The sequence below is a fragment of the Actinomadura mexicana genome, from assembly GCF_900188105.1.
Taxonomy (GTDB): Bacteria; Actinomycetota; Actinomycetes; order Streptosporangiales; family Streptosporangiaceae; genus Spirillospora; species Spirillospora mexicana.
Map to the genome: position 1 here is coordinate 1 of NZ_FZNP01000017.1, position 14262 is coordinate 14262.

A 14262-nucleotide genomic window follows, 5' to 3' on the forward strand; every position below is an offset into this window, starting at 1 on the left:
CACCGCGTGCGCACCCCCACCGGGCTGGACGGCGACCCCATCCCGGTCGACCTGGCCGCCAACGCCGCCAGCCTCGGCGCCGACGTCATCCGCGCGGCCACGTCCACCGACCTGCGGGACGCGCTCCAGCAGGCGCGCGAGTCCCCGAGGACCACGGTCGTCCACGTTGAGACGAACCCCCTGGCAGGCACCCCCGACAGTGCGGCATGGTGGGACGTCCCGGTCGCGGAGGTGTCGGCGCTGGACTCCACCCGGGAGGCCCGCGCCCGATATGAGAGGGATAGGCGCACGCGCCGTCATCATCTGTGATCAACTCCTCAGACCGACCAATCGGGGAGAAACGGAGAGCAGCCGATGAGAGGCGTTTTCGCGCACGGGACGTCCAGAGGTCTCGCGGTGCTGGCCGCCGCGGGGCTGCTGGCGCTGAGCGCCTGCAGCAGTTCGGGCGGCAAGAAGTCCGAGGAGACGCCGGAGGGCGCCGGCCCCCGGTTGAAGATCGCGATGGTCACGCACTCCGGCGCGGGCGACACCTTCTGGGACATCGTCCAGAAGGGGGCCAAGGCCGCCGCCGCGAAGGACAACGTCGAGTTCCTCTACTCCGCCGACCCGGACGGCGGCAAGCAGGCCCAGCTCGTCCAGGCCGCCCTCGACAAGAAGGTCGACGGCATCATCGTCACCCTCGCCAAGCCGGACGCGATGAAGGACGTGCTGGCCCGCGCCGCGGCCGCGAAGGTGCCGGTCGTATCGATCAACTCCGGCGCCGAGGAGTCGGCCGGGCTCGGCGCGGTCGCGCACTTCGGGCAGGACGAGTCGATCGCCGGTGAGGCGGCCGGCACGGAGCTGGCGAGGATCGGCGCCAAGAAGGCGCTGTGCGTCGTCCACGAGCAGGGCAACGTCGGCCTGGAGGACCGCTGCGCCGGAGCGAAGAAGACGTTCGGCGGCGACCTGGAGAACCTGTTCGTCCAGGGCACCAACATGCCGGAGGTGAAGTCGTCCATCACGGCCAAGCTCCAGGCCGACAAGAGCATCGACGGGATCCTCACGCTCGGCGCCCCGTTCGCCGCGACCGCGGTCGACGCGGGCAAGGAGACCGGCAGCAAGGCCAAGATCGGAACGTTCGACCTGAACAAGGACCTGATCGCCTCGATCAAGTCCGGCGCGATCGAGTTCGCCGTCGACCAGCAGCCCTACCTGCAGGGCTACGAGGCCGTCGACGAGCTGTGGCTGCTGAAGAACAACGGCAACGTGCTCGGCGGCGGGCGCCCCGTGCTGACCGGGCCCGCGATCGTGACCGAGCGGAACGCGGCCCAGCTGGAGGCGTTCGCGAACCGGGGGACGCGATGACCCAGGCGGTGGCCGGGCCGCCCGCGGCCCGCCCCGACGAGCGCCTGGCCGGGCGGTCGCCGCTGCGGCGGCTGCTGGGCCGCCCGGAGCTCGGCGCGCTGCTCGGCGCGGTGGCGCTGTTCGCGTTCTTCTCGATCGTCGCGGACGCGTTCCTGCGCGCCGGGTCGTTCTCCACCGTGCTGTACGCGGCCTCGACGTTCGGGATCATGGCGGTCGGGGTGTCGCTGCTGATGATCGGCGGCGAGTTCGACCTGTCCGCCGGGGTGATGGTGACGTCCTCGGCGCTGATCGCCGCGCTGACCGCCTACCAGTTCACGCTGAACGTGTGGGCGGGCGTGGTGATCTCGCTGGTGCTGACGCTGGCGCTCGGCATGGTGAACGGCGTGCTGTACGTCCGGACGCGGCTGCCGAGCTTCATCATCACGCTCGCCACGTTCTTCATGCTCGCGGGCCTGAACCTCGGCGTGACGAAGGCGCTCACCGGCAACGTCGCCAGCGACTCCGTCCGCGACATGGACGGCTTCGCCTCCGCCCGCGCGGTCTTCGCCTCCGACGTGGACGTGCTCGGCGTCAACGTCAAGGTCACGGTGTTCTGGTGGCTGCTGTTCACGGCGATCGCCACCTGGCTCCTGCTGCGCACCCGCGTCGGCAACTGGATCTTCGCGGTGGGCGGGGCCGCCGGCAGCGCCCGCGCGGTCGGCGTGCCCGTCGACCGCGTGAAGATCGGGCTGTTCATGGGCGTCGCGCTGTGCGCCTGGTTCTCCGGGATGCACCTGGTGTTCGCGTTCGCGACCGTCCAGTCGGGAGAGGGCGTCGGCAACGAGTTCCTCTACATCATCTGCGCGGTCATCGGCGGGTGCCTGCTCACCGGCGGCTACGGGTCGGCGATCGGCGCGGCGATCGGCGCGTTCATCTTCGGCATGACGAACAAGGGCATCGTGTACGCCGAGTGGAACCCCGACTGGTTCCGGTTCTTCCTCGGCGCGATGCTGCTGATCGCCACCGTGGTCAACCTGGTCGTGCGGCGCAGAGTGGAGCGGTCGCCATGACGGACGCGAAGGGGGCGCCGCTCATCAGGCTCAGCGGCGTCGGCAAGAACTACGGCAACGTCATCGCGTTGCGCGACGTGGACCTGGAGGCCTCCGCGGGCGAGGTCACCTGCGTCCTCGGCGACAACGGGGCCGGCAAGTCCACGCTCATCAAGGTCGTCGCGGGGCTGCACCGCCACGACCTCGGCACCTACGAGGTGCGGGGCGAGGAGGTGAGCTTCGGCTCGCCCCGCGACGCGCTCGAACGCGGCATCGCGACCGTCTACCAGGACCTGGCGGTCGTCCCGCTCATGCCGGTCTGGCGCAACTTCTTCCTCGGCTCGGAGAAGCGGGTGCGCTTCGGGCGCATGGACGTCAGGTCCATGCGCGCGACCACCCACCGGGAGATGGCCGCGATGGGCATCGACCTGCGCGACGTGGACCAGCCCATCGGCACCCTGTCGGGCGGCGAGCGGCAGTGCGTGGCCATCGCCCGCGCCGTCCACTTCGGCGCCGAGGCCCTCGTCCTGGACGAGCCCACCGCCGCCCTCGGCGTCAAGCAGGCCGGGGTGGTGCTGCGCTACATCGTGCAGGCGCGGGAACGGGGCCTCGCGGTCGTCTTCATCACCCACAACCCGCACCACGCCTACCCCGTCGGCGACCGCTTCCTGATCCTCAACCGGGGGCGCGGCATCGGCCACCACACCAAGGAGGAGATCACCCGCGAGGAGCTCACCGCCCTCATGGCGGGCGGCGGCGAGCTGGAGGAGCTCGCCCACGAACTCGACGCGGCGGGCTCGTCCGCCGCCGCCGTGCAGATGGCGAAGGAGGCCGAGAGCCTGGGCCTCACCGACGACTGACGGGCGCCCCGGGCCGCCCGCGCGGCCCGGGGCGGAGACGGCGCGGGCGCGCTCCCCAGACCGAGACGGCGAAACCGTGGCGGACCACGCAGCGCGATGCCACACTCACAGGGCCATGACGGACGTCCTGGCCCCGCGGCGACGCGGGCACGGAACGGCAGGGACCATGACCGCGCCGGAGACCCCCGTGAAGACCGACCTCCCCGCCGAGCCCGGCCCGGACGAGGGCGAGGCCCTCGTCCGCGGGCCCGGCCGGGAGTGGTGAGGTGTGGACCACGCCTACCCGGCGGTCACCGTGACCCGCGCGGTGCTCGGCACCGCCCCCGACCCCGGGAAGACCGCGGTGCTGGACGCGTCGTCCGGACGCTCCCTGTCCCACGCGGAACTCTCCGCCCTCGTCGGGACCGTGGCCTCCGCCCTCGCACGCGCCGGATCCATGCCGGGGGACGTGATCGGCCTGCGCCTGCGCGAGCCCCTGGACCTCGCCGTCGCCCTGCACGCGGTGATCGCGGCCGGCGCCGTCCCCTTCCCCCGCACCGGCCCGGACACGTCCCGACTGCTCGAAGAGACCGGCGCCCGCTCCGCCATCACCGACGACCCCCGCGGCGACGGCGGCCCGCACACCGGCGAGGCGACCCTGCTGCGGCTCACCGACCTGCTCGCCGCCCCGGCCCCCGCCGACCCGCGCACCGCCGGTGCCCGCACCTGCGGCGACGTCGCGCTGCTGGCGTGCACGCGGGGGACCGGCAGGGGGCCTGCCCGGACGGTGCGGCTGACGCACGCGGAGGTCGTGGCGGGCCTGATGAGGGTCGCCGAGTCGGCCATGTTCGGCGGCGGGGACACGGTGCTGAGCGCGCTGCCGTTCAGCACCGTCCTCGGGCTGAACGGGGTGCTCAACCCGGCGCTGCGGCTCGGCGCCACCGTCGTCGCCTTCTCCGGGGCGGGACGCCACGACCTGCTCCGCGCGCTGCGGGACCACCGGGTGACCGTCGCGGTACTGCCGCCGGAGCTCCTGGAGGCCCTCGCCTACGAGCGCGCCGTCTGCCGTTACGACCTGCGGGCGCTGCGCGCCGTCGTGGTCGCCGGCGGGCCGCTCGCGGCGGAGGAGGCGCGCGCCGCCGCGGCCCGGCTCGGCTGCCCGGTGCGGCAGGCCTACGGGCTGGCCGAGGCCGGCGGGTTCACCCACCTCAACCTGCGCGCCGCCGAGGAGGGGACGCTCGACTCGGTCGGGCGCGGCCTGCCGGGCGTGGCGTGGCGGGTCGTGGACCCGCGCACCGGGGCGGTGCAGCCGGCCTACCAGCCGGGCGAGATGTGCGTGCGGCTCCCGGTGGCGCGGGCCGCCGCGGGGCCCGCGCGGTGGCTGCCCACCGGGGACTCGGCGTTCGCCGACGAGCACGGCCGGGTGTTCATCCTCGGACGGCTCGCCGGCGCGCACCGCGAACCGCCCGGCGACCCGGAGGCGGTGCTGGCCGCGCATCCGTCCGTGGGGGACGCCGTCGTGGCGCCCGCCCCCGACGACGACCTCGGGCTCGCGCCCCACGCGTTCGCCGTGCTGGCCGAACCGGTGTCCGAGGCCGACCTCCTCGCCCATGTCAACGGGCGCGTGCCGAGGACCCGGGAGGTGTCGGCGGTGCACGTCGTGGACGAGATCCCCCGCACGCCCGACGGCCGGGTCAGGCGCCGGGAGCTGCTGGAGCGCGCCGGCCTCTCCCCGTGACGTGCACCCGCGACCGGGCACTTCTTCGATGCGCCGCCGGACGCGCGGGCTGCCTTCGCCGCATGGCCTGCGCCGCCACGAGGCCCGGCACGGCGACGCCGTGCGCGTTCCCGCGCGCCCCGGGGACGCGCGGGAGCGGCGGGTGTCAGCCCGCGGGGGCGGGGTGGGGGATGGACTTGTGCTCCAGGTAGGCGTGCATGCCCTCGGGGCCGAGCTCGCGGCCGAGGCCGCTGTTCTTGTAACCGCCGAACGGGGTGTTCGGGTCGAGGGTGTACATGTTGACGCCGCAGCTCCCGGTGCGGATGCGGCGGGCGACGTCGACGCCGTGGTCGACGTCGGAGGTCCAGACCGAGCCGCCGAGCCCGTAGTCGCTGTCGTTGGCGATCCTGATGGCGTCGGCCTCGTCCTCGTAGGGGATGAGGACCAGCACGGGGCCGAAGATCTCCTCGCGGGCGATGCGCATGTCGTTGCCGACGTCGCCGAAGACGGTGGGCGCGACGTACCAGCCGCGGTCGTGCGGGCGGTTCAGCCCGCCGGTGATCAGCTTGGCGCCCTCGTCCTGGCCGATCCGGATGTAGTTCTCCACGCGCTCCTGCTGCCGCCTGGCGACCAGCGGGCCGATCTCGCAGCCGTAGTCGGAGGGGTCGCCGACGGCGAGGCCGCCGACCATGGTCGCGAGGGCGTCGGCGACCTCGTCGTAGCGGCGGCGGGACGCCAGGATGCGGGTCTGCGCGGCGCACGCCTCGCCGTTGTTCATCAGCGAGGCGAGCTTGAAGCCCTCGATGGTGGAGGCCAGGTCCGCGTCGTCCAAAATGATCGCGGCGGACTTGCCGCCGAGTTCGAGGGTGACCCGCTTGAGCTGCTCGCCGCAGACCGCGCCGATCTTGCGCCCGGCGGCGGTGGAGCCGGTGAAGGACACCTTGTCGACGTCGGGGTGCGCGACGAGGTAGGCGCCGACCTCGCGTCCGGCCGGGACGAGGTTGACGACGCCCTCGGGGATGCCCGCCTCGCGGATCCACTCGGCGAGCAGGTAGGAGTCCAGGGGGGTCTCGGGGGAGGGCTTGGCCACGACCGTGCAGCCGGCGATGAGCGCGGGCGCGAGCTTGAGCATCAGCGTGAACTGCGGGACGTTCCACGGGACGATCGCCGCGACGACGCCGACCGGCTCCTGGGTGACCGTCACCGGGCCCAGCATGCCCTGCCGCTCCTCCTCCCAGGTGTAGGAGGCGGCGAGGTCCACGTAGTACTGCAGCACCATCTGCGGGATGGCCGACTGCCCGAACACCGAGAACATGATGGGCGATCCCATCTCGGCGGTCACGAGGTCGGCCATCTCCTGCTGCCGCTCGGCGTAGATCGCCGAGAGCCGGCCGACGATCTCCGCGCGCTCGGCGGGGGTCATCCGCGGCCAGGGGCCCTCGTCGAAGGCGCGCCGGGCCGCCGCGACGGCCGCGTCGATGTCGCCCTCGGTGCCCTCGGGGACCCGCCCGATGACCTCCTCGGTGTGCGGGGAGACGACGTCGATCACGCCGGTCCCGGCCGGTGCGGCCCACTGGCCTCCGATGAACAGCCGATCGTGCTCGCGCATGCTGCTGTGCCTCCCCTGCCCGAGGGCCGACGCGGGTAACCGAATGCTTGCTTGGTCACAGCATCGCATGACGTCCCGGGGCGTTGGCAAGAGGAATGAGACTGGAGTCTCATCCGGTCCGGCCCGTCGAGCCGCGGCGGCGCCCGCTGAGCCCGGCGGCGCCGAACGAGGGCCGGGACGACATTCCCGACGAGCGCGCGGCGAGGACGCCGGGCGGCTGCGGGACGGGAACCTCCCCGCCGCCGGAACACGCTGCTTCCACGAGCGCGAGGGGCGGCCCCGCGCGGCCTCCGGCTTCACCTAGAGCAGGTGCGCGTTCGGGCGGCGGGCGCGCTCGGCGAGCTCGGGCAGCTCGACCGCCTCGACGCCCGCGGCCGCGAGGATCCCCGCGCCCGCGCCCGCGGCGAACAGGGCCGGCTCGCGCCAGGCGAACACGACGCGGCGGGCGCCCGAAGCGACGATCAGCTCCGCGCACGTGCGGGGGCGCGACGCGCGGTGCCCGCACGGTTCGAGCGAGCTGTAGACGGTCGCGCCGGCCAGGTCGCCGCCGGCCCTGGCGAGCGCGGCCTCCTCGGCGTGGTCGTGCGGGTCGTCCTCGCGGGAGAAGCCGCGTGCGAACTCCCGCCCGTCCGGCCCGACGACGACCGCGCCCACCGAGAACGCGGTGCGCGAGGGCGGGCACAGGGCCGCGAGGTCGCAGGCCAGGGCCAGCCAGCCGAGGTCATCCACGCGCACCGCCGACCAGGTAGCGCAGCAGGGCGAGGTCGCCGATGCGGGTGGCCTCCTCCAGCCGCATCGGCCGAGACGGCGACTGCGGGAACACCCCGGACCGCACGAAGCGCGGCGCGGACGGGTCGCCGACGAAGAACGGCGCCACCACCAGCTGCAGCTCGTCCACCGCGCCGGCGGTGAGGAACAGCGTGTGGATCCCGCCGCCGCCCTCGACCATCAGCCGCCGGACGCCCCGGGACGCGAGGTCGCCGAGCACCGTGCCGAGCGCGAGCGGGTCGCCGGCGTCCACGACCTCGGCGAAGCCGGCCAGCCGGGCCGCCAGCACGCCCGCCGTGCCGGTCGGGGCGTACACGAGCTTCGGGGACTCGCCCGTGGTGAAGAACCGCGCGCCGGGGTCGAGGTCGCCGCTCCAGGTCATCGTCACCTTGGTGAGGTCGGGCGGCAGCCCGCGCGCGACCCGCTGATCCCGCCGCGAAGCCGACCGGACGAGCAGCCTCGGGTCGTCGGCCCGGACGGTGCCCGCGCCGACGAGGATCGCGTCGCAGCCGGCGCGCACCGCGTCGACCCGGTCCCAGTCCGCCGTGCTGGACAGCCGCAGCCGCTCCGGAGTCGCGTCGTCGATGTAGCCGTCGGCGGACATCGCGCAGCTCAGAAGCACGTAGGGACGGTCGCTCACGCCGCCACCCTACGGGAGCGCCGCGTCCTTGATCGCATCGCCCGCGCAGATCGTTTGAGGCGACTCGGCGTTTCTGCGCCGGATGTGTCGGAGGGGGTGCCTATGGTTGCTGCGACATGCGAATCCTGCACACCTCCGACTGGCATCTCGGCAGATCGTTCCACCGCGAGGACCTGCTGGCCGCGCAGGCGGCGTTCGTCGACCACCTGGTCGAGACCGTCGCGGCGGAGCGGGTCGAGTGCGTGCTGGTCTCCGGGGACGTCTACGACCGGGCCCTGCCCGCCGTCGACGCGGTCCGGCTGTGCAACGAGGCCCTGGAGCGGCTCGCCGCCCGCACCCGGGTCGTGCTCATCGCGGGCAACCACGACTCCGCGCGCCGCCTCGGGTTCGGGTCGGCGCTGATGGACGCCGCCGGCGTGCACGTCCGCACCGACTTCGCGACCGTGGGGGAGCCCGTCGTCGTGGGCGACGCCGCGATCTACGGCGTCCCCTACCTGGAGCCCGAGCTCGTCCGCCACCCGTGGGAGCTGGACGAGCGCAGCCACGCCGCCGCGCTCACCGAGGCCATGCGCCGCGTCCGCGACGACGCTGCGCGCCACGACCGGCTCTCGGTCGTGCTCGCGCACGCGTTCGTCACCGGCGGCGAGTCCAGCGAGAGCGAGCGCGACATCTCGGTGGGCGGGTCCTCGCAGGTGTCGGCGTCGGTGTTCGACGGCGTCGACTACGCGGCGCTCGGCCACCTGCACGGCGCCTGGCCCGTCAACGACCGCGTCCGCTACTCGGGCTCGCCGCTCGCCTACTCCTTCTCCGAGGAGAGACACGTCAAGGGCTCGTGGCTGATCGACCTGCGCGCCGGCGGCGTCGCGGCGGAGTTCGTGGAGGCCCCCGTCCCGCGGCGCCTGGCCCGGGTCCGCGGCCGCATCGACGACCTGCTCTCCGACCCGTCGTTCGACCAGGTCGAGGACCGCTGGCTCCAGGTCACGCTCACCGACGCGCGCCGCCCGTCCGCCGCGATGGAGCGGCTGCGCCGCCGGTTCCCGCACACCCTCGTCCTCGGCTTCGAGCCCGAGGGCGGCGGCACGGACGGCGGCCGCACCTGGTCCGAGCGCGTCCGCGAGCGCTCCGCCCTCGAGATCGCGGGCGACTTCGTCGCCGAGGTCACCGACGGGCCGGCCACCGGCGCCGAACGCGACCTGCTCCACGAGGCATTCGAGGCCTGCCGCCGGAAGGAGGCCCTGGCGTGAGGCTGCACCGGCTGGAGATCACGGCCTTCGGGCCCTTCTCGGGCACGGAGGTCATCGACTTCGACGCGCTGTCCGACGCCGGGCTGTTCCTCGTCCAGGGCCGGACGGGCGCGGGCAAGACGAGCATCCTCGACGCGGTGTGCTTCGCGCTCTACGGGCAGGTGCCCGGCGTCCGCAAGGCGGTGAAGGGGCTGCGCAGCGACCACGCGCCGCCCGGCGCCGGGCCGCGCGTGGTGCTGGAGACGACCATCCGGGGCCGGCGGCTGCGCGTCTCGCGCTCGCCCGCCTGGGAGCGGCCGAAGCTGCGCGGGTCCGGGACGACGACCGAGCACGCCAAGGTCGTCCTCGAGGAGTTCGAGCACGGCGCGTGGGTGGGGCTCAGCACCCGGCTGGACGAGGCGGGCGACCTCGTGTCGCAGATGCTCGGGATGGACGCGACCCAGTTCTGCCAGGTGGCGATGCTGCCGCAGGGGGAGTTCGCCGGGTTCCTGCGCGCCGGCGTCGACGAGCGCCGCAAGGTGCTGGAGCGGCTGTTCGCCGCCGAGGTGTTCGCGCAGGTCGAGAAGTGGCTCGCCGAGCGGCGCGCCGCGTCCGGCCGGGAGGCCGCCGAGCTCGGGGCGCGGGCGGTCTCGGTCGCCGACCGGATCTGCGAGACGACCGGCGCCGCCCCGCCCCGCGCGCCCCGCCCGCCCGTCCCGGCGCCGCGCCGCGGCGAGCCGGCCGTGGAGCCGTTCGCCGAGGTGGAGGCGCTGCCCGCGTGGGCCGCCGAGCTGGCGGGCGGTCAGCAGGACGTCCGCGCCGTCGTCGAGGAGCTGCGCGCGGGCGTGGCGGCGACGCTGCGCGGAGCCCGCGAGGAGCTGGAGGAGGCGCGGGCGCTCGCCGACCGGCGGCGCCGCCATGCCGAGGCGCTCGCCAGGCGCGACGCGCTGGCCGAGCGCGCGGAGGAGAAGTCGGGGCTGGCCTCGCGGCTGGACGCCGCCGCCCGCGCCGACCGGGTCGTCCCGCTGGTCAGGGATGTGCAGGCCCGGTACGGGGAGGCGAGCCGCGCCCGCCGCTGGGCCGAGGAGACCCGGTCCCGGGCCGCCGCGCTGCTGCCGCCGAAGGCGCCGCAGGACGTCCTCGCCAAGGCCGAGCGCGACCGCCGCGACGAGGCCGCGGCGCTGGAGGGCCGCAGGGCCGCAGCCGCCCGTCTCCGGCAGGTCGGCCGCGAGCGGGAGGCGCTGGCCGCGGAGCTGCTGCGGCTGGAGCCGGAGGACGCGCGGATCCGCGCCGCGCTCGCCGAGCTTCCCGCGCTCGTGCAGGACCGCCGCGCCGAGCTGGACGAGGCCAGGACCGCCGCCGCCCGACGCTCCGGCGCCGCGGCCGCCGTCCGGGACGCCGGGCGCCGCCTCGACGCGGCGCAGCGACGCGACCAGGTGGAGCACCGGCTCGCCGAGGCGGAGGCCGGGTACCGGACGGCGGTCGACGCGGCCCAGGACGCCCGGCAGCGCGTCCTCGACCTCCGGCAGGCGCGGCTGGACGGCATGGCCGCCGTCCTCGCCGAGGAGCTGGCGGACGGCGAGCCCTGCCGGGTCTGCGGCTCCACCGAGCACCCGGCCCCGGTCACCTCGCTCGCGCTGATCCCGACCGAGGATCAGGTGGAGCGGGCGCAGGCCGAGGCCGACGAGGCCCAGGACGTCCGGGAGCGGGCCGGGACCGCGGCCGGGGAGCTGCGCACCGAGCGCGACAAGCTGCTGGAGATCGCCGGGGAGGCCGACGCGGACGCCCTCGCCGCCGAGCTCGCCGGGGCGGAGGCGGCGCTGGCGGCCGCGGAGGCCCGCGCGGCGGAGGCCGAACGGCTGGAGGCCGCGCTCCACCGGCACGAGCAGGAGCTCGACCAGGTCCGCTGCGCGCAGGAGGAGACCGGCCGCGCCCTCACCGAGAACCGCACCCACGACCGGGAACTGGCCGCCGAGCAGACCCGCCTGTCCGCCGAGCTGGACGAGGCCCGCGGCGGCGACCCGACGCTGGAGGCCCGCATCGCCAGGCTCGCCGGCGAGGCCGACGCGCTCGCCGCCGCGGTCGAGGCGGCCCGCGCGTACGGGCGCGCCGACGAGGAGCTGGCCGCCGCCCGGGCCAAGGCCGCGCAGGAGGCCGAGGAGCAGGGGTTCCGGACGCCGGAGGAGGTCCTGGAAGCCGCGCTGCCGGACGAGGACCAGGGCGTCCTGCGCGACCGGATCCGCCGGCTCGACGACGAGGAGGCCGAGGTCCGCGCCCTGCTCGGCGACCCGGAGCTGGTCGCGGCCGCCGCCGCGCCCGCGCCCGACCTGCCGGCCCTGGAGGCGGCGGTGGCCGCGGCGGACGCGGCGCACACCGGGGCCGCGAACGCCGCCGACCGCGCGCGGCACCGCTGCGAGCGCCTCGCCGAGCTGCGCACGGACCTCGCCGTCGCCGTCGGCGCGTGGCGGCCCGCCGCCGGGCGGCACGAGGTCGCCGAGCGCGTGGCGGGGCTCGCCTCGGGCAAGCACGCCGCGAACCGGCACGCCATGTCGCTGTCGGCGTACGTGCTGGCCGCCCGCCTCGAACAGGTCGTCGCCGCCGCGAACGAGCGGCTGCACCGCATGTCCGGGGGCCGCTACGCCCTCGTCCACACCACCGACAAGGCCGCGGGCGACCGCACCAAGGGCGCCGGGGGGCTCGGCCTGCGCGTCGCCGACTCCTGGACGGGCCTGATGCGCGACCCGGTCACCCTGTCGGGCGGCGAGTCGTTCATCACCTCGCTGGCGCTGGCCCTCGGCCTCGCCGACGTCGTCACCGCCGAGGCGGGCGGCACCGAGATCGGCACCCTGTTCGTCGACGAGGGGTTCGGCACGCTCGACGAGGAGACCCTCGACGAGGTCATGGACGTCCTGGACGGCCTGCGCGACGGCGGCCGGGCGGTCGGCATCGTCAGCCACGTCGCCGAGCTGCGCGCCCGCATCCCCGCCCAGCTCCGCGTCACCAAGGACCGCGCGGGCTCCACCGCCGCGGTCGTCGTCTGACGCGGCCGGGGCGCCGGTCAGCCGGAGATGTACTGCAGGATCACGTTGTGCACGTGGTGGCTCTTGTCGGCGCCGCGGAACTCGACCTCGTAGGTGTGCGTGCCGACGTTGATCGCGATCGAGCCGGTGGAGAAGTAGGACCCGGCCCACGACTTGTTGCTGACCACGCTCACCGAGGTGACCCGGGAGTAGGGCACGCTGGTGATCGCGAACTTCTTGCCGGCGAAGCTGCGGTCCTGGATGATCACCCTGCGGTCGGTGAGCCCGATGAACCCGGTGCCGGCGCCGACCGCGTCGTAGACGGCGATGATCTGCTCGCCGGGCAGCAGACCGCTCTCGATCTGCTTGAGCTGGCCCGACCTGTCGTGCTGGACCCCGTCGCCCATGGCTCCTCCGGTGCTCGCGGCGTTCGTCCCGTTCCGTAGGGAGTGTCTCAGCCGCCGGGCGCGGACCGGGCGGCTTCCAGGAAGCCGACGCACCGGCCGAGCAGATCGACCAGCGCCTGCCGCTCGGCGTCGGTGAACTCGGCCGCGAGCCCGCGCTCGACCTTGACCGCGCGGGCGTCGGCGCTCTCCAGGACGGCCGCGCCCTCGGCGGTGAGCCGCGTCTCCAGGATGTTGCGGTGCCACTCGTGCGGGGTGCGCTCGATCAGCCCGCGCTCCTGGAGGTTCTTCAGGACGGTGTTCATCGTCGGCGGGGTGACCGCGCACGCCCGGGCCAGCGCGGCGGCCGACATGCCCGGGTTGTCGTCGAGGTGGAGCAGGGCGGCGTACTGCGGCACCGTCAGCCCGCTCGGCTTCAGCGCCGCCTGCTTGGCGCCGTTGAGCGCCTGCTCGGCGCGCTTGAGGTGCGAGCCGAGCCGCTCCTGGGCGGGCAACGAGGTCATGACCGCATGGTATCGAGCCCTGGAGGAGATGACTGTTGACGAGCATTAGGGTTCTAACTATCGTATGTGTGCGTACTAATGATGTAACTCGAACGGAGATGTCATGTCGCGCATCCAGCGCTCCACCGCGGCGGCCGTGGCGGGTCTCGCCGTCGCCGCTCTCACCGTCTCCGCCGCGCCCGCGTCCACGGCGGCCGGCCCGCCCGCAGGCGCCGCCCCGCAGGCCGGCGCGGCCACGGCGGCCGCGCCGCGGATCTCCACGGCCTTCGTCCTGCCGGGCGACCGCGTGTACCCCGAGGGCATCGCCGCGGACCCGCGCACCGGCACGATGTACGCCGGGTCCTTCGAGGACGGCACGGTCTACCGCATGCGTCCGGGCCACCGCACGGCCGAGGTGTTCCTGCCCGCGGGCGCCGACGGCCGCCACACCGCCAACGGGCTGAAGGCCGACCGGGCCGGACGGCTGTGGGTGGTCGACTCCTCGTCCGGCGTCGCGGTCTACGACGCCCGGAGCCGCGCCCTGCTGGCGCGGTTCGTCGTCCCCGGCGACGGCGCCCGGTTCGTCAACGACCTCGCCGTCGCACCCGACGGCGGCGTCTACCTGACCGACAGCTCCCGCGCCGTCGTCTACCGGGTCACGCCGCGCGATCTGGACGCGGCCCGGGGCGGGACCGGCACGTTGTCACCCCGGTTCGACCTGGGCGACGTCCTCGAACCGCACAAGCCGACCGACTTCACCCTGAACGGGATCGTCGCCGACCCCACCGGGCGCTTCCTGCTGACCGACGACATGCTGGGCGGCGACCTCTACCGGCTGGACCTCGCGACCGGCGCCGTCCGCAAGGTCGCTCTGAGCGGCGGCGACGTGCACAACGCGGACGGCCTCGAACTCCAGGACGGGCGCCTGTGGACGGCCGACAACGTCGACAACGTCCTCACCCGCTGGCGTGTCGCACCCGACGGGACGCGGGCCCGCCTCGAGCGCACGTTGGCGGACCCGTCCCTCCAGGTGCCGACGACGCTCGTCCGCCGCCACGGGACGCTCTACGTGGTCCGTTCGCAGTTCGACAAGGGCGGCCCGCTCGGCGACGGCACCCCGCAGATCCCCTTCACCGTCGCCGCCGTCCGGGGCCTTTGACCGCGGGACCGGACGCCGCGCGGATCGAG

At 74.8% G+C, this 14262-nt stretch carries 13 protein-coding genes; 8 read left to right on the forward strand and 5 right to left on the reverse strand.

Annotation, left to right across the window (positions count from 1 at the left end):
• The 5 genes from CHC11_RS32695 to CHC11_RS32715 form a co-directional block, all read left to right on the forward strand.
• The coding region (locus tag CHC11_RS32695; RefSeq protein WP_245920073.1) for a thiamine pyrophosphate-dependent enzyme at window positions 1-309 on the forward strand (309 nt) is incomplete at its 5' end.
• Between the two features lie 45 nt (window positions 310-354).
• A complete protein-coding gene (locus CHC11_RS32700) occupies window positions 355-1344 on the forward strand; it encodes a sugar ABC transporter substrate-binding protein (RefSeq protein ID WP_089315738.1) in 990 nt (329 codons plus the stop codon).
• Window positions 1341-2393 carry an ABC transporter permease gene (locus CHC11_RS32705; protein WP_089315739.1) on the forward strand — a complete coding sequence of 351 codons (1053 nt, stop codon included), beginning with the start codon at window positions 1341-1343 and terminating at the stop codon, window positions 2391-2393. Before CHC11_RS32700 ends, CHC11_RS32705 begins: the two co-directional genes overlap by 4 nt.
• Window positions 2390-3232, forward strand: a complete 843-nt coding sequence (locus tag CHC11_RS32710) for an ATP-binding cassette domain-containing protein (protein WP_089315740.1) — start codon at window positions 2390-2392, stop codon at window positions 3230-3232. Before CHC11_RS32705 ends, CHC11_RS32710 begins: the two co-directional genes overlap by 4 nt.
• A 268-nt stretch (window positions 3233-3500) precedes the next feature.
• Window positions 3501-4949 carry a class I adenylate-forming enzyme family protein gene (locus CHC11_RS32715; RefSeq protein ID WP_089315741.1) on the forward strand — a complete coding sequence of 483 codons (1449 nt, stop codon included), beginning with the start codon at window positions 3501-3503 and terminating at the stop codon, window positions 4947-4949.
• Between the two features lie 145 nt (window positions 4950-5094).
• On the opposite strand, the gene CHC11_RS32720 is transcribed toward CHC11_RS32715, so the two are convergent.
• The 3 genes from CHC11_RS32720 to CHC11_RS32730 all read right to left on the reverse strand — a co-directional run bounded on the left by CHC11_RS32720 (window position 5095) and on the right by CHC11_RS32730 (window position 7945).
• Entirely contained in the window at window positions 5095-6537 is a 1443-nt protein-coding gene (locus CHC11_RS32720) for an aldehyde dehydrogenase (protein ID WP_089315742.1), read from the reverse strand.
• Window positions 6538-6837: 300 nt separating this feature from the next.
• Window positions 6838-7272: a cytidine/deoxycytidylate deaminase family protein gene (locus CHC11_RS32725; RefSeq protein ID WP_089315743.1), complete on the reverse strand. Its 435-nt coding sequence runs from the start codon at window positions 7270-7272 to the stop codon at window positions 6838-6840.
• Window positions 7259-7945 (reverse strand): RibD family protein, encoded by a 687-nt coding sequence (locus CHC11_RS32730; protein WP_179279120.1) that lies wholly within the window; start codon window positions 7943-7945, stop codon window positions 7259-7261. The genes CHC11_RS32725 and CHC11_RS32730 overlap by 14 nt, the downstream gene beginning before the upstream one ends.
• 116 nt (window positions 7946-8061) lie before the next feature.
• Between CHC11_RS32730 and CHC11_RS32735 the strand changes: the two genes are divergently transcribed.
• Window positions 8062-9189, forward strand: a complete 1128-nt coding sequence (locus tag CHC11_RS32735; RefSeq protein WP_089315744.1) for an exonuclease SbcCD subunit D — start codon at window positions 8062-8064, stop codon at window positions 9187-9189.
• Window positions 9186-12209, forward strand: a complete 3024-nt coding sequence (locus tag CHC11_RS32740; RefSeq protein ID WP_089315745.1) for an AAA family ATPase — start codon at window positions 9186-9188, stop codon at window positions 12207-12209. The genes CHC11_RS32735 and CHC11_RS32740 overlap by 4 nt, the downstream gene beginning before the upstream one ends.
• A 17-nt stretch (window positions 12210-12226) precedes the next feature.
• Here CHC11_RS32740 and CHC11_RS32745 read toward each other — a convergent pair whose 3' ends face one another.
• Both CHC11_RS32745 and CHC11_RS32750 read right to left on the reverse strand, forming a co-directional pair.
• Window positions 12227-12595, reverse strand: a complete 369-nt coding sequence (locus CHC11_RS32745; RefSeq protein WP_089315746.1) for a PH domain-containing protein — start codon at window positions 12593-12595, stop codon at window positions 12227-12229.
• Window positions 12596-12642: 47 nt separating this feature from the next.
• Complete coding sequence (locus CHC11_RS32750) at window positions 12643-13095, reverse strand: MarR family winged helix-turn-helix transcriptional regulator (RefSeq protein ID WP_179279121.1); 453 nt, start codon at window positions 13093-13095, stop codon at window positions 12643-12645.
• A 103-nt stretch (window positions 13096-13198) separates the two neighbouring features.
• On the opposite strand from CHC11_RS32750, the gene CHC11_RS32755 reads away from it, so the two are divergent.
• Window positions 13199-14233 (forward strand): SMP-30/gluconolactonase/LRE family protein, encoded by a 1035-nt coding sequence (locus CHC11_RS32755; protein ID WP_089315747.1) that lies wholly within the window; start codon window positions 13199-13201, stop codon window positions 14231-14233.
• Window positions 14234-14262 lie beyond the last annotated feature (29 nt).

Bases quoted from the DNA above. Each gene is read 5' to 3' on its own strand.
- CHC11_RS32700 (WP_089315738.1), top strand. From the start codon at position 355: ATGAGAGGCGTTTTCGCGCACGGGACGTCCAGAGGTCTCGCGGTGCTG.
- CHC11_RS32705 (WP_089315739.1), top strand. From the start codon at position 1,341: ATGACCCAGGCGGTGGCCGGGCCGCCCGCGGCCCGCCCCGACGAGCGC.
- CHC11_RS32710 (WP_089315740.1), top strand. From the start codon at position 2,390: ATGACGGACGCGAAGGGGGCGCCGCTCATCAGGCTCAGCGGCGTCGGC.
- CHC11_RS32720 (WP_089315742.1), bottom strand. From the start codon at position 6,537: ATGCGCGAGCACGATCGGCTGTTCATCGGAGGCCAGTGGGCCGCACCG.
- CHC11_RS32735 (WP_089315744.1), top strand. From the start codon at position 8,062: ATGCGAATCCTGCACACCTCCGACTGGCATCTCGGCAGATCGTTCCAC.
- CHC11_RS32745 (WP_089315746.1), bottom strand. From the start codon at position 12,595: ATGGGCGACGGGGTCCAGCACGACAGGTCGGGCCAGCTCAAGCAGATC.
- CHC11_RS32750 (WP_179279121.1), bottom strand. From the start codon at position 13,095: ATGACCTCGTTGCCCGCCCAGGAGCGGCTCGGCTCGCACCTCAAGCGC.
- CHC11_RS32755 (WP_089315747.1), top strand. From the start codon at position 13,199: ATGTCGCGCATCCAGCGCTCCACCGCGGCGGCCGTGGCGGGTCTCGCC.